The organism is Bacillus sp. SRB3LM (genome assembly GCF_015712745.1).
Lineage (GTDB): Bacteria > Bacillota > Bacilli > Bacillales > Bacillaceae_G > Bacillus_A > Bacillus_A thuringiensis_K.
Genome location: NZ_VWVQ01000078.1, coordinates 21,366 through 42,728, shown reverse-complemented (window position 1 = coordinate 42,728; position 21,363 = coordinate 21,366). Strand labels below are relative to the sequence as shown.

The following is a 21,363-nucleotide window of genomic DNA, read 5'->3' as shown; positions in this document are numbered from 1 at the left end:
TACATCTAGCTGCGCCTCCTAGCCCCTTCCGTCTAAGAACCTTCCGCACGAGAAAGTAAAAAACACTTTCTGTGCGAAAGAACCTTAACCAGCGGGGCTAAGCAGTCGGCTCCGCTTTTGGTTTGATCACGGGAAACGAGGGAATTGACCGAAGTCCGGACTGCGTTTTTCTTTGAATGCGTCGCGACCTTCTTTTGCTTCGTCAGTTGTGTAGTACAATAACGTTGCATCTCCAGCTAGTTGTTGAATACCAGCTAGACCGTCTGTGTCTGCGTTGAATGCAGCTTTTAGGAAGCGAAGTGCCATTGGGCTGTTTGCTAAAATTTCTTCTGCCCATTGTACTGTTTCTGCTTCAAGTTGTTCTAATGGTACTACTGTGTTTACTAAGCCCATATCAAGCGCTTCTTGTGCGTTATATTGGCGGCATAGGTACCAAATTTCGCGAGCTTTCTTGTGTCCTACCATACGAGCTAAGTAACCAGCTCCGTATCCACCGTCAAAGCTTCCTACTTTAGGACCTGTTTGTCCAAATACAGCATTGTCTGCAGCGATTGTTAAATCACATACGATATGAAGTACGTGTCCTCCACCGATTGCATAACCTGCTACCATTGCGATAACTGGTTTAGGAATTGCGCGAATTAGACGTTGTAAATCTAATACATTTAAACGAGGGATTTGGTCGTCACCTACATATCCACCATGACCGCGAACTTTTTGGTCGCCGCCAGAACAGAATGCACGTCCACCTTCACCTGTTAAAATGATAACGCCAACATTTGCATCATCACGAGCATGTGCAAAAGCGTCGATTAACTCCATTACCGTTTTAGGACGGAATGCGTTATGTACTTCAGGGCGGTTAATCGAAATCTTTGCGATACCATTGTATGTTGAATAAATAATATCTTCGTAATTGCCTTCTTTTACCCATTCAATAGCCATTACAACTACCTCCTTGTATATTTCTGATCTCCTCTATAAGTGTAACTTCATTCTTAACTGAAAAAAGCATCACTGCATAGTTTTTAGAAATCCCTTTACTATTGTATCAAACTTTTCCGGTTGTTCCACATGAATTGCATGGCCAGCACCATCAATTTTGACAAATTTCGCGTCAGAGACGCATTTTTCGATGTTTTTTAATATGCGAAAGAACTTTTCATCATGCTCCCCGTTCATTAAAAGAACAGGCATTTTTAAGTTTTGCAGCTCATTCCACCAAGAAGGCTGAGCCCCTGTTCCCATGCCGCGCAAGCTATTTGCGAGCCCTTTTGGATTGTTAGCAAGTCTTTCTTTTCGCACTGCTTCTTGTACGTTTTGTTCTAAACTTTTTTGCCTTTCAAATAGCGGAATATTTTCCCACATTGTTACAAAACTTTCGATGCCTTCTCGCTCAATTTTGTGAGCAAGTCGCTCATCTTTTTCACAGCGTTCTTCCCGCTCATCTTCCCTTTCAAGCCCAGCTGTACAATTTTCTAATAAAAGAGAATGTACATATTCTGGATATAGACATGCCATCGTAATTGCCAGTCTACCGCCCATTGAATAGCCGAGTATGTGCGCTTTTTCAATATGAAGATAATCTAGTAGTTCTTTCATTTGCAATGCTACATTTCGAATATCATAATGCGTCACATCTTCAGGGCTTTCTGTTTTTCCGTGCCCAACAATGTCTACTAAAATGACTTGAAATTGCTCGCTCCAAGAAGGAACGAAAGAACGCCACGTTTCCATGCTTCCCGTAAAACCATGAAGAAGTAGAAGTGGTTCCCCGCTTCCGACTACTTCATATTCATACGATACACCTTGCAGTGTTACGTTCATTTTGATTCACCTTGCAACGATGCAGTAATTACGTCCTGCGTTTTTGCCCATAATTTACGATGCAATGTTAAGTTTTCATCACGGTTCGTACAAATTTCTACAACGTGTAAACCTTCCGCCCTTGTTCCTTTTTGTACCTCTTCTCGGAATTGCTCCCAACCATTTACACGACTAAATGAACCGCCATACATTTTGACAACATGTTCATAATCAAGCCCAATCGGTGTTCCAAATAACGATTCGAAGTGTTCCTTTTTCTCATATTGTGGTAAGAATGAGAAAATACCGCCACCATCATTATTTACAACGACAATCGTTATATTTAATTCGTGTAATTTTGCTGCTAACAGTCCATTTAAATCGTGATAAAATGATAAATCACCAATCACTAATACAAGTGGGTCACAAATAACGCTCGCTCCTAGAGCTGTCGAAATGATTCCATCAATACCATTTACACCGCGGTTTGCCATCACATGGATGTTTTTATCCGATGTGAAGAAGAATGAGTCTGTATCACGAATTGGCATACTATTGCTCGCAAATAATGTTGCGTCTTCTGGTAATACGCGCACAATATCTGTAATAACCTTTCCTTCAAATGCAGTTTCATATGTTTCCATTTCACGAAGCGTTTCCTTCGTTTTTTCGTTTATATGTTGCCACATTCGGAACCAATCATTCTTTTTCATAACTGGCATTTTTTCTATTAATGCCTTGCAGAATTCAATGTCACTTGCTTGCACAACTTCTGTCGCAACAAGAGCTGGGTCTCTCCATTGTCCTGATTCATCGACAACGATATGAACTGCTTTCGTTTGTTTTTTTATGAACTGCGTTAACGATTTAGAAACAGGCATACCACCAAAGCGAATTAAAACATCCGGTTTCCATGTTTCTTTTAACTGTTCATTTCGTAAAAATGTATCATAACAGTCAATTACCATCGTTTTATCGTGGTGTCCGCTACGAATATTAGAAAGTGGGTCTGCTAATATAGGATAGCCAGTTTTTTCAGCTAATTCTACCGCAAACATTGCGATTTCTGCATGACTATCATCTCCACAAATAATAAGCCCCTTTTCCATATGTGAAAGGCGCCCTACAAGAGAATCTACATATTCACTCGGCATCACCGCGTTTCCTTGTTGAACTACTCCTGTATATTCACTACGTCCTTTATCCCATAAGCTTTCTAGTGAGAAATCAGGTATAAGTGGCTCGCGAACTGGAAAATTAAGATGAACAGGACCCTGCGGCGCTAAACAAGCATTTGCTATCGTGCGCTGCGTCGTCATACGAGCATAATGATACATCGTTTCACTTGCTTCTGGCAGTGCCATCTCTGTAAATTGTTTCACAAAAGTACCGTATAAATTAAATTGATTCATCGCTTGTGGTGCACCGACATCTCTTAATTCATGCGGCCTATCTGCCGTTAAGACGATAAGCGGCACTCGTGAATGGAAAGCTTCACATACAGCTGGATAGTAGTTCGCTGCTGCCGTTCCTGACGTACATAATAATGCAACCGGACGTTTTTTCGCTTTTGCGATACCGAGCGCAAAAAATCCTGCAGATCTTTCATCTACATGTAAATATGTGTTCATTCCTTCGTGTTGTTCCATTAGTAGAGCAATCGGCGTTGACCGTGAGCCTGGACTAATGACAACATCACATACATTTAGACGCGTCAGTTCATCCACGAACGCGCCTAAATAATATGATAATGCTTCTATATGATTGTTCATTTCATTAATTCCTCCAAAGCACCAAGCATCGGTCTAAACTTCAAACTTGTTTCTTCATATTCAAGTTGCGGTACTGAATCAATTACAATCCCGCAACCGGCAAATAAGGATGCCTTCTCGCCATTTAATAATCCGCAGCGAAGTGCAACCGCAAATTCACCATTTCCTTCATCATCTATCCAGCCAATCGGTGCACCATATAATCCTCTATCTAGCAATTCAACATCACGAATTAATTTCATCGCTTCTAAACGAGGTGTCCCGCCAAGAGCTGGTGTTGGATGTAATTCTTCTACCATCGTTAAAAGACTCGCATCGCCTTTTGCCTCTACAGGCGTATATAAATGAATTAAATTTTTCGTTGTTAATAAACCTGGACTTTCTGGAATATTAACGTATTCGCAGTGCTCATTTAATACCGACCTGATCATGTTCACAACATAACCGTGTTCAGCTAAATTCTTTTCATCATGAAGAAGCGCATCACTATTTCGCTTACTTTCTTCTATAGATTGACCATGACCAGTTGAACCAGCAAGACACATTGAAGTAAACTTCTCATCTTCTTTGCGAATTAATCTCTCTGGCGTCGCTCCTAAGAAGCATGCTCCTTTATAATCAAAAGAAAATACGTAACAATCCGGTTGCCCAATGCGAAGTGCTTCTAAAACAAGCGCAGAATCAATATGATGATCCATCTCTACTTTTAGCTCCCTCGCTAATACAACCTTCTGCACGTTCCCCTGCTTCATCTCATCTTGCACTTTCTCAATAGCCTTCATCCAGCCTTTCGGATCCACTTCTACTTTAGAAGTAACTGTTAATTTCGATCCTTGTAGTGCACATTTACTCTTCTCAAAAATTTTCTCTTCTAAAGAAACAATTTCGTTATAAAGAGTTTCTGCACAATCTGTTGCTGAAACGAATGTATTCATTGTTAACCATGCTTTTTCATTTTTTACAGTTAATAAAAATGCTGGTAGTGAAAATGTCGTATCATCAAATTCTTTCCATAAATCTGTTTTCTCTTTTTCTTGGTCAAATGAAAACCCGCCAAATAAAAGAGGACCTGTTCCAAATTCGTATTTTTCCCTTTGTACAAATGCTTTCTCTTTTACTTTATCCCACTCGTCACGAGCAGTTTGAAAGCGTTTGTGAGAAGCAGTTGCTATAGTGAAAACAGAACCAATTCCAGCAAATATTACATGCTGAGCTGGGTCTGCAAAATAACATCTATTTTCGAATGCAATCCTTTTTCCTGCTGCATAAAACAGAAGCGGATCCATCCAGTCTATTTGTTTTACGAAGCTCACCAATATTTTTTCATCAGTTGCACGCTTAATGGCCGCACTTAGAACTTCTTGCAAGCCTATTTGTTTCGTTTGAATCACAATTGTCTCCCCCCTATGGGCGAAAAATAGTCATAATTACGCTTGATTTTAAGATACACCTCAAACGAAAGGCCTGTCAACGTTTAGCATTTCTGAGAAATTCACCTTCTCTTCCTAGAAAATAAACGTTGACACTAAATGATGCTTTTTCTACACTTAGTTGTGTACAATATGTGACCAAAGGAGGATTCAACATGGAAATGAACGTCAAAACGAATTCCTCTCCTACGGCGCCAAAGCCAAGTAAGCAAACAGGCTGGCGCATTTGGTGGAGTTTACTACGTCCCCATACATTAACAGCAGCTTTCGTTCCTGTTTTCATCGGAACAGCCTATGCAATGCAGGTCGGAGGTATAAATCAAATACATCTCCCTCTTTTCCTTATAATGCTTCTTGCTTGTCTTCTCATTCAGGCAGCAACAAACATGTTTAATGAATACTTTGATTATAAAAGAGGGCTCGATCACGAAGGTTCAGTCGGTATCGGCGGCGCTATCGTTCGCGATGGCATTCAGCCAAAAACAGTGCTTAACTTAGCATTTGGATTTTTCGGCATCGCAATACTATTAGGTGTTTATATTTGTATGAATTCTAGCTGGTGGCTTGCTGCAATCGGTCTTGTTTGTATGGCCGTTGCTTACCTTTATACAGGCGGCCCACTTCCCATTGCGTATACACCATTTGGAGAGTTAACAGCCGGATTGTTTATGGGTGTCATTATTATCGGGATTTCATTCTTTATTCAAACTGGGGCTGTAACATCGGAAGTCATTTTACTATCTATTCCAAGCTCCATTTTAATTGGTGCCATTTTACTAGCGAATAACATCCGTGACTTAGATGGCGATAAAGAAAACGGTCGTAAAACGTTAGCCATTCTCGTTGGACGTGAAAGAGCCGTTGGTGTACTCGCTTCTATGTTCATCGTTTCCTATATTTGGACAATTGCTTTAATTATCGTGGGCATCGTATCACCATGGATGCTTATCGTATTTTTAAGTGCACCGAAAGCATTTAAAGCGACGAAAGGCTTTATCGGCAAAAGCATTCCAATGGAAATGGTACCTGCGATGATAGCAACAGCAAAAACAAACACAATCTTCGGTCTCCTCATGGGAATCGGATTATTACTTGGATATTTCCTTTAAAAGGAGCTGCTAATGCGGCTCCTTTTTCATATACCAATTTCAGCTCATAATTCCTCCTCGCAACGCTCATACTATGTAAAGAAACTGAATTGTAGGAAGGTGGACGACTATGTTAACTCCACAACAAATAAATCAATTTAAATCCGTTTTAGAAAAGCAAAAACAAGAACTAGAGCAAACGATACAAACACATGAAAATGAAGATCGTGCATCTGAACGTGATTCCGTTGGGGAATTATCTAGCTACGATAATCATCCAGCTGATATGGCAACAGAGCTATATGAACGTGAAAAAGACTTCGGGCTTATTGAACTTTGGCATAAACAACTAGCGGATACGAAACATGCCCTGCAAAAAATAGAAGCAGGTACGTACGGCATTTGCGAAGTGTCTGGCGAAGAAATTCCATTTGAAAGATTGGAAGCAATGCCGACTGCTACAACATGCATCCAGCACGCGACAAATAAGTTAAATATGAATACACGACCAGTTGAAGAAGAAGTGTTATCCCCTTCTTTTCACAAGCATGATGAGGATCATTCTGTTGAGTACGATGCGGAAGATGCGTGGCAAGATGTCGCAAATTACGGAACGTCTGAAACACCGTCCGATTTAGAAAGACAAGATTCAAAAAACTATAATGGCATGTACGTGAATAGTGAAGAAAACGTAGGCTACGTGGAGGATTTTGAAAACTTTATCGGTACGGATATGTACGGGAAAAACCCACAAGTTTTCGCTACAGAAGAGCATGAAGAATATGAACAAATGCTTGATGATTTTGAAGAACGTACCTTCAAAGGTGAATTATCTTCAAATGAGTCGAGCTCCAAAGAATAAAAAAAAGCATTCCGAAAATCGGAATGCTTTTTATCGCTAGCTAATTAGTTTTTTGTAACGTTAGCAGCTTGTGGTCCACGGTTACCTTCAACGATTTCGAAAGAAACTTCTTGACCTTCTTCTAAAGTTTTGAATCCGTCACCTTGGATAGCTGAGAAGTGAACGAATACATCGTCTCCACCTTCAACTTCGATGAAACCGAAACCTTTTTCGCTGTTAAACCATTTAACTTTACCTGTTTGCATGTCATGTACCTCCTAAATAAAAATGAAACTATGAATCCACATGAAAAGGTGGATATAAAGGACATGAATGTATAACAAGCTTACAGCCTTTAATTCAACGTGCTTTATTTCCGTACCACATTATGTAGCTCAATAGTGATTTCACTATATCACGCTATATCCAAAACGTCAAATGAGAACACTTTCATTCCACCATTTTTTTATAATTTTAATATAATGTTGAATTTCCATATTCATATTTTATCCCGCCATTTGCGGACAGCTCAATTGGTGGGAGCTGATAATCAGTTTCGATACTCCCACTTTATTTAAAAATTAACAAAACTAAAGTATTCTAATCCTGTTAAATTCTGTACAATATAAGTATCTATTACATACGAGGTGAAAAAAAATGAGAGCACACGAAATCGAGTATAAGTTATACGGCGATGATATGCAGTTTGTTGAAATTGAGTTAGATCCAGAAGAAAGCGTGATCGCAGAAGCTGGCGCAATGATGATGATGGAAGATTACATAGAAATGGAAACAATCTTCGGTGATGGTTCTGGCCCATCTGGAGGTTTATTCGGAAAATTAATGGGCGCTGGTAAGCGTCTCGTTACAGGTGAAAGCATGTTTATGACTGTATTTACAAATACAGGTCACGGCAAGCGCCACGTATCATTTGCTGCCCCTTATCCAGGTAAAATTATTCCTGTAGATTTAACAGAATATCAAGGAAAAGTAGTTTGTCAAAAAGATGCATTTCTTTGTGCAGCAAAAGGCGTTTCTATCGGAATCGAGTTTACGAAAAAAATCGGAACTGGTTTCTTCGGCGGTGAAGGTTTCATCATGCAAAAACTCGAAGGTGATGGACTTGCTTTCATGCATGCAGGCGGAACTGTATATAAGCGTGAACTAAAACCTGGTGAAAAACTTCGCATCGATACAGGCTGTCTCGTTGCCATGACAAAAGACGTTAACTACGACGTCGAGTTCGTTGGAAAAGTAAAAACAGCTCTATTTGGCGGTGAGGGTTTATTCTTCGCAACGTTAGAAGGACCTGGAACAGTTTGGATTCAGTCCTTAACACTTAGCCGCTTAGCAGCACGCCTGACAAGCCCAGCAGCGCAAGGCAGCGGTGAAGGTAGTGTATTAGGTGGACTTGGTCGTTTATTAGATGGGAAAGAGTAAACTGTGCCCTTATGTGGGCATGGCAATCAACTAATAAAATAATAAAATTAAAACACCCTTGCTTGCAGTAATTGAAGTGAAAGGGTGTTTTAATTTACGTCTACAAACGAGAAAAAGCAGTTAAAATAAAGTAATAAGGTTTACTTCAGGAAAATAAGGTATATTATATTTGTTGAATAGATTCTCTTTAGAGACAAGAAAAGTAGGTGAACAAAGTGGGAAAATATCAATTGGATTCCAAAAGTCAGGTAGCTGTGGCAAAGTTTCATGAAAAACAGAAGCCTGCCAAATTTGATAAAAAGCAGCAACTTGAAAGATTGCGTACGGAGTATTTGAAAAAGAAGCAAAAACAAACAGATAAATAATATGTTTTATTTTCCGAATTTTTTCTGTATGTAACGCAAACAAACACAAGAAAATAGGTAAGTTATTCATCATTCAAATATATACAGGCTATTTTTTCAAACCTCTTACTTATGCAACTAACGCATGCGTCAGTTCATTAAGAATAACTAAAAAAGTCGATTCCTTGAGATGAAAAAGAGTAAACAGTGCCCTTATCAGGCACTGTTTTATTTTGACATTATAATTTCCTCCACTGATTTAGGTAAGCGATACAAGCTATTCCCCACCTCCAAAAGAATGAATCAAGTTCCTCACCGCATATATTAAACTATACCTTTTCTTAAGGAGGGCTACCTTAATGCGTACTCCTTTATCCTTTGATAAAGAAACTGCCATACTGTTAGCTTCTTGTTGTGAGTTAACGTATGAACAATATAAACAAAATGGTATTTTCGAAATACCAGATGGTTTTCAATATGTACAAGGTTTTCAAGGAAAGGCCATTCAAACAACAGAATGGTTCGGATTTATATTAGAATCTGAGGATACAATTATCGTTGCCTTCAGAGGCACTCAAACAGATCCAGATTGGATTATTGATTCTCTCGTCAATCAAAAACCTTATCCTTATGCTTTAAATGGCGGAAATGTCCATAACGGTTTTCTCTCTATTTATGAGTCTTGTCGTGATTCTATTATGGATATGCTCGTATCATTGCCAGCACATAAAAAACTGCTAGCTACTGGGCATAGTCTAGGTGGCGCGCTTGCCACATTACACATATTAGATGCACGTATAAATACTGCCTTCGCACAGTATGGACTTTATACATTCGCTTCTCCAAAAGTAGGAGATATCGCTTTTCGAAATTATTATAAACTACAAGTAGCTAGTAGCTTTCGTTTCGTCAACTTATTCGATGTCGTTCCACTTCTCCCTCCCCGAAATATAAATTTTAATGATCATGATTGGGAGTATGCACACGTCCATCACAACATGACATTTACAAAAAACACAAAATCCATTACAAATAATCATTCCATTACAACATACAAAACATGTCTGACTTCTCATTTTTAACCAGTAAACAATTGGAAATAAAATATTCGTATACTATAATAATGTATGAAGTTATTTTTGGATGAGGGGACCTTACATGTTAAAATTTATCTTAGCATTTTTTCTTATTGTAATTTTTACGGTTACAGGTTTCTTTACATTTTCATACTTTGCGACAGGAGAGTATGATGGGGCAGGTATCATATATACCACTGTTCCATTTCTTTCTTAAGCAAAATAAATAAAACGAGCTTAATTTTATTAAGCCCGTTTTATTTATTAATATCCATTTTTGTTGGTAAATCGATAATATATCTCCCAATATAGCAACCTCTTTAAAACTGTTTAACTGCATTACCGATATCCCAAATTTCATTACTATACTGCAAAATCGTTCGATCGCTCGCAAAATGACCAGACTGTGCAATATTTAAAATCGACATTTCTAGCCACTTCGTTCGGTTCTCATAAGCTCTACCGACAGCTTCTTGCCTTTCCGCATATGGACCAAAATCTCGCAGAACGAAATATTCATCATTTTGAATAACGAGAGAATCGTAAATCGCCTCAAATTCAGCACCCGATTGTGCAAAGAAACCATTCGTTAATTGATCAACTACTTTTTTAATGTGCCTATTGTGGTGATAATAATCACTTGCACGATATCCACCATTTTGATAGTAATGAAGAACCTCTTCCGCTGTTAAACCGAAAATGAAACAGTTATCATCACCGACCCGGTCTTTTATTTCAATGTTAGCACCGTCTAGCGTTCCGAGTGTAATCGCGCCATTCATCATAAATTTCATATTACCTGTTCCCGATGCTTCTTTACTCGCCGTTGAAATTTGTTCACTTACATCCGCCGCTGGGAATATATCTTCCGCTAAAGAAACTCGATAGTTTTCTAGAAAGATAACTTTCATATATTGACTGACATACGGGTCATTATTTACTTTTCTTGCGAGTTCATTTATTAATTTAATAATTTTTTTCGCGTAATAATAGCCAGGTGATGCTTTCGCTCCAAAAATAAAAGTACGCGGATAAAATGTAAAACTAGCATCCTCTTTCAAACGGTTATACAAATATAAAATATGAAGAACATTTAATAATTGTCGCTTGTAAGCATGTAGTCTTTTTACTTGTACATCAAAAATAGAATTAGGATCAATTGTAATCCCCATTTTATTATGAATGCGCGCCGCTAAAATCTCTTTACGCTCTTGTTTTACCTCTGCAAATTTCTCTTGGAAACTCGCATCGTATTGAACTAATTGTAGCTCTTGAAGCTTAATCGGTTCTTTCTTCCACTCTGTTCCAATCGCCTCTGAAATAAGATTTGTTAACTGTGGATTTGCTTTCATAAGCCAGCGCCTATGAGCAATTCCATTCGTCTTATTATTAAACTTATCTGGATAAAATTCATAAAACAATCGCATTTCCCGCTGCTTTAATATTTCCGTATGAATTTTCGCTACACCATTTACGCTATGGCTACCGACAATCGCTAAATGAGCCATTTTCACAAGGTCATGTGCAATAATCGCCATTGCTTCAATACGATCCCACTCATACGGATACTGTTCCCAAAGTTCATGACAGAAACGTTCATTAATCTCTTCAATAATCATATAAATTCTCGGTAATAACGGTTTAAAAATGTGAATTGGCCACTTTTCGAGCGCTTCTGATAACGTTGTATGATTCGTATAAGAAATCGTCTGCGTCGTTATGTGCCAAGCTTCTTCCCATGCTAACTTTTCTTCGTCTAGTAAAATACGCATCAGTTCCGGAATTGCTAAAACTGGATGTGTATCGTTAATGTGGATCGCAATTTTTTCATGTAGTTGACGAAGATCACCATATCTTTCTCTATGCATTCGAACGATATTTTGCAAACTTGCTGATACGAGGAAATACTGTTGTTTTAAACGAAGTATTTTTCCCTCATCATGCGTATCATCTGGATATAAAAACTCCGATACAGCCTCTGTTTCGCGCTTATATTTCAAAATATCTTTGCAGTTTTGCGGGAAAGGAACTGGTTCAGCATTCCAAAGTCTAAGTGTATTTACAGTACTCGTCTCATAGCCAACTACCGGCACATCATATGGCACGGCCATAATGACTTCTGCATTTGTATGCCTAAACTCTAAACGCCCGTCAATTTCTAGCGGTTCAACACTGCCGAAATAACTTACTTCTACAGCTTGATCATGCCTTCTTACTTCCCATACGTTTTCATGAAGAAGCCACTGTTCTGGAAATTCAACTTGATAACCATCAACAATTTTCTGATCAAACAAACCATGTTTATAACGAATTCCACAGCCGTGTCCTGGCAAGTTTAAAGAGGCAAGTGAATCGAGAAAACAGGCTGCTAAGCGTCCAAGCCCACCATTACCAAGGCCTGCATCTGCTTCCACTTCTTCTAACTCTTGTAACGAAATCCCTAGTTCAGATAACCCCTGCTCGCATACATCTCGAATACCTAAATTCAAGATGTTACTTCCAAGCAAACGTCCAAGCAAAAACTCAATAGACAAGTAATACATTTGCTTTTGCTCTCCGGATCGATAACTCTCGTTCGTTGCAATCCATTGACTATTCATATACTCACGTACCATATGGCCGAGCGTATTATATTGATCACGAGTTGTAGAATCTTTAAAACTTTTACCATACATCGTCTCTAACTTTTCTAGAAAAGTTGATTTAAAACTTTCAACATGAGTAAACATTTTTTCACCACCTACATGTTATTCCATGAGACTTTTATACAATTCCTTATAAGCAAGAGCCGATTGCTCCCAGCTATAATCTTCAGTCATCGCTTGTTTTACAAGCTGCTCCCACACTGGTTTATCGTGATAGAATTCAATCGCACGCTGAATCGTATGCAGCATGTCATGTGCATTAAAGTTCATGAAACTGAAACCATTTCCTTCGCCTGTTTCTTCATCATAAGAATGTACCGTATCGTTTAATCCACCTGTTTCTCTTACAATTGGAATCGTACCGTACGCTAATGCGATAAGTTGTCCAAGTCCACACGGTTCAAACAGTGATGGCATTAAAAACAAATCGCTTCCCGCATACACTTGGTGAGCTAATTCTTCATTAAATCCGATATAAACTTTTACCTTCTCCGGATACTCATATGCCATCCACTCAAAGAATTGCTCATATTCCGAATCACCTGAACCTAAAATAATACATTGTACATCTTCTTCCATTATTTCGTGGAATACAGTACGTACTAAATCAAGACCTTTTTGCTTCGTTAATCTCGTTACCATTGAAATAATTGGTGTATCCTCTTTTTCTGGCAAACCAAAATAACGCTGCAAAGCGCGTTTATTTTCACTCTTTTCATATAATGAATCTGCATCATACTGCGCCTTAATATACGAATCCGTTTCTGAATTATATACGCTGGTATCAATGCCATTTACAATGCCGCTAAGCTTATCATTATATTTTCGCAGTAATCCATCTAACTTCTCACCAAAAAATTCATATTGAATTTCTTCCTTATACGTCGGGCTCACCGCTGTAATTTGATCCGAAGCGATAATACCGCCTTTCATAAAGTTCACATTCCCATAAAACTCTAGCTGCTCACTATGAAAATATTCATCACCAAGCTCTAACAAGTCGTACATCACTTCAGGAGGAAATACTCCTTGGAACTGCAAGTTGTGAATTGTATATACCGTTTTAATACGCTCATATAACGGGTTATCTTGATACTTTTCACGAAGTAAGAAATTAACCATAGCCGTATGCCAATCGTGGCTATGAAGAACATCCACTTCAAAATCAAGGTGCGGAATACACTCTAACACCGCTTTTGAGAAATAAGAAAAACGCTCTCCGTCATCATAATGACCATACAGAGAATCTCTCTTAAAATAATATTCATTATCTATTAAGTAATACGTAATTCCGTCTTGCTCACCTTTTAAAATTCCACAATATTGATTTCTCCACCCGAGCGGGACATTAATTACTTTATGTAACGTACATCCATCCCTTAACTTTGGCGGAATAAGACTATAATTCGGGAGTATAATGCGAACGTCCACCCCTAATTTTTTTAGCTCTTTTGGGAGCGCACCTGCTACATCAGCTAAGCCTCCCGATTTAACAAATGGTACACATTCTGATACTGCAAATAAAATATTCACTTGTTGTCCCACTGCACGAAAAGCTTATACTACTTCCCTTGCAGCTTCCTCCCTTCGAGTTTTCATTTGAATTAAAACTTTAATCAGTGGAGGAAGACCCCCACTGATTCTTTTAAGAATAACTATTAATCGTACTGTTTTGAACGCTTCCTTTTTCTACAACGTATGGCTCATCAGCGTTTCCTTTTAGTACAACACCGTCACCAATTTTCACGTCTTTATCAATAATAACACCGTCTATTATACAGTTATCTCCAATTTGGCTCTTTTGCATAATAATACTGTTACGAACAATGGAACCTTTTCCAATTTTAACAGAACGGGAGATAACACTATTTTCTACTTCGCCTTCAATAATACTGCCGTTTGCAATCATTGTATTTTTCACGGCTGCACCTTTTAAGTAACGAGTTGGTGGTTCATCTTTTACTTTCGTAAAGATCGGTGCTTCTTTCTTAAATACTTGCTTCCAAATAGCAGGTTGCAAAATTTCTAAGCTATGTTTATAGTAACTTTCAATCGAATCAATAATCGCTACATATCCTGTATGCTCATAAGTAGCAATATGCAGTGATTTTCCGCGCTTTTCTCTCACCACATCGAATAAGCTATATTGCTCCAAATCTTTATATGACTCAAATAAATCTAACAATAATTTTTTCTTTAACACGTATGTTTGAAGCGAAACCCCTTCATGGCAAACTTCCGTAATATCAGCTGCCGTATGTATATGTCGCTCTAACACCGCCTGGAAATTCAATGCTGTTACGAGATGGCTATTCGTAATAACGACGTATTCTTCCCTAGCTCTTAGAAAATAATCAATATGTCTTCTAAAATGTGCAAAAGATCCAAATTCATCTTGGTCACATTGGCAATTTGGCGGGAATAAAAACAGTCCGTCTCTTTTTCTATCTAAATCCCACTGCTTTCCTGAACCAACATGGTCCATTAACGAGCGGTTTTTATGACTTGTAAAAACTGCCACACTATGAATATTAGAATTCACCATATTTGAAAGCATGAAATCAATGAGTCGATAACGGCCCCCAAACGGTAACGCCGCTAGTGAACGATGCCCTGTTACTTTCTTTAAGGAAGGAAAACTTCCCGTTGCATTAATAATTCCTAACATTTTTTCTCCCATTCATTTCATCCCCCTTTTCTATTTCCCTTCAGCAATGAGTACTACATCGTCAACATTTTTTTCCGGACGAATAATTGTTCCATCTTCAATAACCATTTCCGATCCAACAATTGCTCTTTCAATCACAACATTTTTTCCAATCTTTGCTCCTGGCATAACGACAGAATCAATAACCATACTACCTTCTTCTACCGTCACCCCTTGGAATAATACAGAATGCTTCACGTCCCCTTCAATGACGCATCCTTCGTTAATAAGTGATTCTTCTACTTTTGCCTGCTCTGCAATATATTGAGGTGGCTCATTTGGATTTACAGAATAAATACGCCAATTACGATCGTTTAAATTCAGTGATGTTTCATCGCGCAGTAAATCCATATTCGCTTCCCATAAGCTCTTAACCGTTCCAACATCTTTCCAATATCCTTCAAACGGATACGCCATCAACTTCTTCCCTTCATCTAATAAAAGCGGAAGTACATCTTTTCCGAAATCATTACTAGATTCAGGATTTCTTGCATCCATCTCTAAATACTCTTTCAAAATTGACCAATTAAAAATATAGATTCCCATTGATGCAAGATTACTTCTTGGAAATTGCGGTTTCTCTTCAAACTCAACAATCTCCATTTCTTCATTTGTATTCATAATGCCAAAGCGACTCGCTTCATCCCAAGGTACTTCAATAACAGAAATGGAAACATCCGCTTCCTTCTCAATATGATAATCTAGCATTTTACTGTAATCCATTTTATAAATATGGTCGCCCGATAAAATAAGAACGTACTCTGGTTCGTACTGACTTAAATAGTTTAAGTTTTGATAAATGGCACTTGCCGTACCTGTGTACCACTTCACACCTGAAGACTCCGCATAAGGAGGTAACACTGTGACTCCACCGCTTACTCGGTCTAAATCCCACGCATTGCCGATTCCGATATAATTATGAAGTTCAAGTGGTTGATATTGCGTTAAAATCCCAACCGTTTCAATACCAGAATTCGCACAGTTACTTAGCGTAAAATCGATAATGCGATATTTACCACCAAATGGAACAGCTGGCTTGGCTAAATTTTTTGTTAATGCACTTAATCGACTACCTTTTCCCCCTGCTAGTAACATTGCTACGCACTTTTGTTTTTGAGCCATCTTGTTTTTTGCTCCCCTTTCTCGTCTTCACTGGTCGTAATATGGATACGCCAAATGGTGGAATTGTAATTTCTACATGTGCTGCTTGATTATGATACGGTTCTTGAATTGCTTTCAGACGTTTCTTATTTACTTGCCCTGACCCGCCATATTGCTCAGCATCACTATTTAAAATCTCGTTATAATACTCGAAATCTGGTACACCTACTTTATAGTTTTCATATGTAGCTTTCGTAAAATTACATACGATAACTAACGCATCTTCTTGTTTATCTCCTTGGCGGATAAACGAGAAAATACTTTGCTCGTTATTATTAGCATCAATCCACTGAAAACCTTCAGGCGAATGATCAAGCTGCCAAAGTGGTTTTGAGCGCTTATACAATGCTATGAGCTCTTTAAAGTAATCATGCATATAACGATGCATTTCAAAATCATGTAAATTCCAATCTAAATCTTCAAGGTCTTTCCACTCATCAAACTGCCCGAATTCTCCTCCCATGAAAAGTAATTTCTTTCCTGGGTGAGTAAAGAAATATCCATATAATAAACGAAGCTGAGCAAACTTATCCCAGTAATCACCTGGCATTTTATTTAATAACGACTTTTTCCCATGAACAACTTCATCATGAGAAAGGGGTAATATGAAGTTTTCAGAGTAAGCATATAGTAAAGAGAACGTCATTTTCTCATGAATATATTTTCTGTACTCTGGCGCACACTCCATATATTTCAGCACGTCATTCATCCAGCCCATATTCCATTTGTAATTGAATCCAAGCCCACCTTCATACGTTGGTGCTGTTACAAGTGGCCAAGCTGTTGAATCCTCTGCCGTCATAAGAAAATCTTCATCCTCTGCAAACACTGCTTCATTTAACTCCCGTAAAAATGACACAGCGTACTCATTACTTTGCTCTTGTCCTTCTTTATTCCAGTACAACATGTTCGCAACTGCATCTACTCTGAAACCATCAATATGGAAATATCTCATCCAAAATAACGCATTTGAAATTAAGAAATTACGTACCTCTCTCTTTCCTAAATCAAAATTGACAGTTCCCCATACTAGATTTTCTTGTACATCTTTATCTTTATATTCATAGGTCGGTGTGCCATCAAACAAATATAAACCGTGAGCATCTTTACAAAAATGCCCCGGTACCCAATCTAAAATGACACCGATTCCATATTTATGACATTCGTCGACAAAATACATTAAATCATGCGGTGTACCAAATCTACTCGTCGCTGCATAATATCCCGTTCCTTGATATCCCCAAGAACGATCATATGGATGCTCAACAAGCGGCATAATTTCAATATGTGTAAATTGATGTTCCACCACATACGGAATGAGTTCTTCTGCCATTTCCCTGTAAGAATATAGTGTTCCATCTTCTTTCTTTTTCCAAGAACCAAAATGTAATTCATAAACTGTCATCGCTTCTTTATAAATCGGTTTTTTCTTTTTCTTACGATTCCAGTTTTTATCATTCCATTCATATCCTTTTATATCAAAAACTACAGATGCCGTATTCGGTCTTACTTCTGCATATATAGCATACGGATCTGCCTTTAAAATGACGTCACCAGCCAACGTTTCAATCGCATATTTATATATTTCTCCTTCTTCAATATGCGGTATAAATAAGGACCAAATGCCTTCTTCTGTCACTTGTAGCATCTTATGTTGCTCATAATCCCACTTATTAAAATCTCCAACAACACTCATTGCTTTCGCATGAGGAGCCCACACTGTAAATCGTACCCCTTGAATCTCATCTTCCGTCACAACATGTGCGCCAAAGATGTTATAACTTTCATAGTACTTTTCTGTATGAAACTCATCTCGTTTCACTTCTTCACAATTTATTACACTCAATATGCTCACCTCACTTAGATGACAGAATTTTTTATACTTTAACTATTTCTGTGAAAAACTGCAATATCCTTGTTAATTTATAAAAAACATTCGTTTTTTTCTTAAAAATGTTAGTTTTTCTTCACATTTCCGTGTAAAATATCGAATTTTGACGAATATTCATTGAAAACGCTTTATTATTCTTCTATATTTTTACCAATTATTTTTTCTCAATCTTTATTTTATTATGTTTATCCTATTTTTCATGCTATTTTCCACTCAAAATCAAAATAAAATAATCTGTCATAAAAAATGTTTCTCAATATTTTTTGTCACAATGTTATTGAAATGCGAAATTTAATCCTGCTTTTGAAAAGCTACTTCCGACAAAGGGGTAACCGCAAAAGTAAATGAACCGAAACTAGAGACAGGTTTTGTTACAGTTGGCAGAGCTATTGATGACAAAAACTTTGCTGGATTAGATGGTGATTTCCCGTTCATTGATGTAACTTTCAAAGTAGAAAATGATGAATTTTATGAAGCAAACGCTCAATTAGAGTCACCAATTTTTGTTTACTGGAAACAAGGTGAATCAGAACCAAATAGAATGCGTGTACTTCAAGATCAAACATTCTCAGTCATGTCCTTAAATTCACTAGTAGAAGGAAATATTAAACCTGGTGCATTCTTAAATGAACGTGGCTATTTAGATGAAAAGTTCGATTATACAAAGCTTGGCGTAAAAGTATATGCGACTGATTCTTATCGTCATAAGTTTGAAGGCTCACTAGATAAATACGGATACTTCAAACTAAATGGACTTCCAGTTAATAAACGCGACTATAACTTATATGTAGAGGTGCCAGGACATTTAACAAGCCGCCTAACAACGAAACTTGGTACTGAAAAAGACGGTAAGCTGCTTGGCCAATATTATTATGCAAGACCTGACGAAAACCTTGCCGGCGATGTAAATGCTGATAAAGTAATCGATATTAAAGATGCTGAAATTATCGCTAGCAACTATGGTAAAAAAGGACTAACTGTAAAAGACGGAGACCTTAATAAAGATGGGATTGTCGATGAAAAAGATATTCGCTTCGTTGAAAAGAACTTCTTGAAAAAAGAGCTAGATGCATCTAAATCACAAACAGCTGCTGAAAAATCAAAAAGCGGTACACTGACAGATATTTTAAAGAAATTAGGATTAATGCCTAAAAAATAATAAAGTGAAACTTTAATCAGTCGAGGTTTTACTGCCCGGCAAATAGCGGAATAATAAAGAGCACTCTACGTAAAATAGAGTGCTCTTTTTCTATAAACGACCCTTATCCAGCAAAAGGGGTATATTGGGGATATACAAGGGAAACCGGAAAAGGAATTTATATTAAATTATATAAGTTCAGAGGTAAGAAGCAGTTTCCCACCTCTGAATTATTTAGTAATTATTATAGTACTGGTGCCATTGTTTCTTTTAATACTTTTACAGAATGAGCGAACTTCGCTTTTTCCTCTTCATTTAGCTCAAGTTCTACGATTTCACGTACACCTTCACGGTTAATTACAGCTGGAACACCTACGTAAGCATCTTTCTCGCCGTATTGACCTTCAAGGTATGCAGATACAGTTAATACGCTGTTCTCGTTGTTTAAGATTGCTTTAGTTACACGAAGTAGTGACATACCGATTCCGTAGTAAGTTGCACCTTTACGCTCGATGATATGGTAAGCTGCATCACGTACATTTTCAAAGATTTTATCTAAGTCTTCTTGTTTGTACTGTTCGTTATTAGCTAAAATTGTTTCTAGTTTTTGTACACCGATAGTAGCATGGCTCCATACTGGAAGTTCAGTGTCACCGTGTTCACCAACGATGTAAGCATGAACGTTACGTGGATCTACATTTAAGTAGTCACCTAACATGTAACGGAAACGAGCAGAGTCTAAAGTAGTACCAGAACCAATTACGCGCTCTTTTGGTAGACCAGATTCTTTCCAAGTTACGTAAGTTAAAATATCAACTGGGTTAGTTGCGATTAAGAAGATTCCATCGAATCCGCTATCCATAATACCGCGAACGATTTGTTTAAAGATCTTTGTATTTTTCTCAACTAGGTCTAAACGAGTTTCACCTGGCTTTTGTGGTAATCCAGCAGTGATAACTACTAAATCTGCATCTTTACAATCTGCATAGCTACCGCTCCAAACTTTTGTTGGTGATGGAGAGAATGGTACCGCATGGCTTAAGTCCATTGCTTCCCCTTCTGCTTTTGCTTCATTAACATCTACTAATACGAATTCTTCAGCTACACCTTGGTTGATCATTGAGTAAGCATAACTACAACCTACAGCTCCTGTTCCTACTAATACTACACGATTGATACCTTTTTTCATGGTAATTTCCCCTCTCTATTGTTCACATCTATTTTTTATGATTGTTTAAGTAATTAATTAAAATACTAATTTAATGTTGTTTAACTTCTTTACATTCATATTGTAACACGTATTATTGTGAATTACTTCACAAATTATGACCTATTTGTGAACTTTTTCACATATGATGTAAAGTTATTGGAATAGGTGTGGAATCCATTTCAATGGAGGCGTTTTCTTTAGATTGTGAAAGGGATTTTCTTGTGGTTTTTGTCGGTAAGTGAAATTATATCGGCGATTTTTAGAATATATGGACCGTAACTCCAAATATATCAGCGATTATTAAAATTTATCGACCGTAACTCAAATTATATCAGCGATTTTTGCAATATATCGGCTTACCGACAAAACTCGACAATAATGACAACATAAAAAAGCTGTCTTCAGTAGGTCACACCTATTGAGAGAAAGCAGCTTCTTCTATATATTATTTATTTTCCACAGTAGCTCCCGGATGTATTTTCATCGGTTTCTCCAAGTGTAGGAGGCTACAGCCATACAGCTGGGGTAAAAGTTCAACTTGAGGTATCATTTGTTAGATAGATAGTTCCTTCATATTCATACAGGCCCAAATAAACAACATGATTGTATTTACGGCTCTATATACCCAACTGCAACAGCCCATACTTCATATTTCTTCTATTGCCTAAAAAAGCAGAGTATCCAAAGTCCACTTTTACACAACAAAAAAGAGATAGCAGATTATGCTATCTCTTTTAGTATGACCCGTACGGGATTCGAACCCGTGTTACCGCCGTGAAAGGGCGGTGTCTTAACCACTTGACCAACGGGCCAG

The 21,363-nt window shown here is 37.8% G+C and carries 17 protein-coding genes, 1 tRNA gene and 2 pseudogenes; 8 read left to right on the top strand and 12 right to left on the bottom strand.

What is annotated here, in order from left to right; translation table 11 throughout:
- Nucleotides 1–126 precede the first annotated feature (126 nt).
- From menB to F3I02_RS23865, 4 genes are all read right to left on the bottom strand, one after another.
- Nucleotides 127–945 carry a 1,4-dihydroxy-2-naphthoyl-CoA synthase gene (gene menB, locus F3I02_RS23880; RefSeq protein ID WP_000963875.1) on the bottom strand — a complete coding sequence of 273 codons (819 nt, stop codon included), beginning with the start codon at nt 943–945 and terminating at the stop codon, nt 127–129.
- A gap of 69 nt (nt 946–1,014) precedes the next feature.
- Nucleotides 1,015–1,827 carry a 2-succinyl-6-hydroxy-2,4-cyclohexadiene-1-carboxylate synthase gene (gene menH / locus F3I02_RS23875; RefSeq protein WP_001103374.1) on the bottom strand — a complete coding sequence of 271 codons (813 nt, stop codon included), beginning with the start codon at nt 1,825–1,827 and terminating at the stop codon, nt 1,015–1,017.
- Complete coding sequence (gene menD / locus F3I02_RS23870; RefSeq protein ID WP_001059227.1) at nt 1,824–3,578, bottom strand: 2-succinyl-5-enolpyruvyl-6-hydroxy-3-cyclohexene-1-carboxylic-acid synthase; 1,755 nt, start codon at nt 3,576–3,578, stop codon at nt 1,824–1,826. Before menD ends, menH begins: the two co-directional genes overlap by 4 nt.
- Nucleotides 3,575–4,969, bottom strand: a complete 1,395-nt coding sequence (locus tag F3I02_RS23865) for an isochorismate synthase (RefSeq protein WP_000616717.1) — start codon at nt 4,967–4,969, stop codon at nt 3,575–3,577. The genes menD and F3I02_RS23865 overlap by 4 nt, the downstream gene beginning before the upstream one ends.
- Before the next feature lie 194 nt (nt 4,970–5,163).
- On the opposite strand from F3I02_RS23865, the gene F3I02_RS23860 reads away from it, so the two are divergent.
- Together F3I02_RS23860 and F3I02_RS23855 are read left to right on the top strand one after the other, a co-directional pair.
- Entirely contained in the window at nt 5,164–6,117 is a 954-nt protein-coding gene (locus F3I02_RS23860) for a 1,4-dihydroxy-2-naphthoate polyprenyltransferase (protein ID WP_000425763.1), read from the top strand.
- Between the two features lie 109 nt (nt 6,118–6,226).
- Nucleotides 6,227–6,958, top strand: a complete 732-nt coding sequence (locus tag F3I02_RS23855; RefSeq protein WP_000957367.1) for a yteA family sporulation protein — start codon at nt 6,227–6,229, stop codon at nt 6,956–6,958.
- 44 nt (nt 6,959–7,002) lie between these two features.
- On the opposite strand, the gene cspD is transcribed toward F3I02_RS23855, so the two are convergent.
- Entirely contained in the window at nt 7,003–7,203 is a 201-nt protein-coding gene (cspD, locus tag F3I02_RS23850) for a cold-shock protein CspD (RefSeq protein WP_001193054.1), read from the bottom strand.
- A 391-nt stretch (nt 7,204–7,594) separates the two neighbouring features.
- Here cspD and F3I02_RS23845 point away from each other — a divergent pair, with 391 nt between their 5' ends.
- The 4 genes from F3I02_RS23845 to F3I02_RS34480 all read left to right on the top strand — a co-directional run bounded on the left by F3I02_RS23845 (nt 7,595) and on the right by F3I02_RS34480 (nt 10,014).
- Nucleotides 7,595–8,377 (top strand): TIGR00266 family protein, encoded by a 783-nt coding sequence (locus F3I02_RS23845; protein WP_001201258.1) that lies wholly within the window; start codon nt 7,595–7,597, stop codon nt 8,375–8,377.
- Between the two features lie 215 nt (nt 8,378–8,592).
- Nucleotides 8,593–8,742: a hypothetical protein gene (locus tag F3I02_RS23840; RefSeq protein WP_000521643.1), complete on the top strand. Its 150-nt coding sequence runs from the start codon at nt 8,593–8,595 to the stop codon at nt 8,740–8,742.
- Between the two features lie 338 nt (nt 8,743–9,080).
- Nucleotides 9,081–9,803, top strand: a complete 723-nt coding sequence (locus F3I02_RS23835; protein ID WP_001260134.1) for a lipase family protein — start codon at nt 9,081–9,083, stop codon at nt 9,801–9,803.
- Nucleotides 9,804–9,879: 76 nt separating this feature from the next.
- On the top strand, nt 9,880–10,014 hold the full coding sequence (locus F3I02_RS34480) for a hypothetical protein (RefSeq protein WP_000911085.1): 135 nt from the start codon (nt 9,880–9,882) through the stop codon (nt 10,012–10,014).
- Nucleotides 10,015–10,117: 103 nt separating this feature from the next.
- Here F3I02_RS34480 and glgP read toward each other — a convergent pair whose 3' ends face one another.
- From glgP to glgB, 5 genes are all read right to left on the bottom strand, one after another.
- Nucleotides 10,118–12,526: a glycogen phosphorylase gene (gene glgP / locus F3I02_RS23830; protein WP_046946134.1), complete on the bottom strand. Its 2,409-nt coding sequence runs from the start codon at nt 12,524–12,526 to the stop codon at nt 10,118–10,120.
- A gap of 18 nt (nt 12,527–12,544) precedes the next feature.
- Complete coding sequence (gene glgA / locus F3I02_RS23825) at nt 12,545–13,975, bottom strand: glycogen synthase GlgA (protein ID WP_196478490.1); 1,431 nt, start codon at nt 13,973–13,975, stop codon at nt 12,545–12,547.
- Nucleotides 13,976–14,087: 112 nt separating this feature from the next.
- Nucleotides 14,088–15,122, bottom strand: a complete 1,035-nt coding sequence (glgD, locus tag F3I02_RS23820) for a glucose-1-phosphate adenylyltransferase subunit GlgD (RefSeq protein ID WP_000504137.1) — start codon at nt 15,120–15,122, stop codon at nt 14,088–14,090.
- Between the two features lie 18 nt (nt 15,123–15,140).
- Nucleotides 15,141–16,271, bottom strand: a complete 1,131-nt coding sequence (gene glgC / locus F3I02_RS23815; protein WP_000057616.1) for a glucose-1-phosphate adenylyltransferase — start codon at nt 16,269–16,271, stop codon at nt 15,141–15,143.
- On the bottom strand, nt 16,219–18,156 hold the full coding sequence (glgB, locus tag F3I02_RS23810) for a 1,4-alpha-glucan branching protein GlgB (RefSeq protein WP_074594204.1): 1,938 nt from the start codon (nt 18,154–18,156) through the stop codon (nt 16,219–16,221). Before glgB ends, glgC begins: the two co-directional genes overlap by 53 nt.
- Nucleotides 18,157–18,482: 326 nt before the next feature.
- On the opposite strand from glgB, the pseudogene F3I02_RS23800 reads away from it, so the two are divergent.
- A pseudogene (locus F3I02_RS23800) lies at nt 18,483–19,360 on the top strand (S8 family serine peptidase); the annotation flags it as partial.
- Nucleotides 19,361–19,583: 223 nt separating this feature from the next.
- Here F3I02_RS23800 and F3I02_RS23795 read toward each other — a convergent pair.
- Nucleotides 19,584–20,528 carry an L-lactate dehydrogenase gene (locus tag F3I02_RS23795; protein ID WP_000715350.1) on the bottom strand — a complete coding sequence of 315 codons (945 nt, stop codon included), beginning with the start codon at nt 20,526–20,528 and terminating at the stop codon, nt 19,584–19,586.
- A 486-nt stretch (nt 20,529–21,014) separates the two neighbouring features.
- On the opposite strand from F3I02_RS23795, the pseudogene F3I02_RS23790 reads away from it, so the two are divergent.
- A pseudogene (locus F3I02_RS23790) lies at nt 21,015–21,192 on the top strand (IS4 family transposase); the annotation flags it as partial.
- Between the two features lie 97 nt (nt 21,193–21,289).
- Here the strand turns inward: F3I02_RS23790 and F3I02_RS23785 are convergent.
- Nucleotides 21,290–21,361 (bottom strand) — tRNA-Glu (locus tag F3I02_RS23785).
- Between the last annotated feature and the right edge of the window lie 2 nt (nt 21,362–21,363).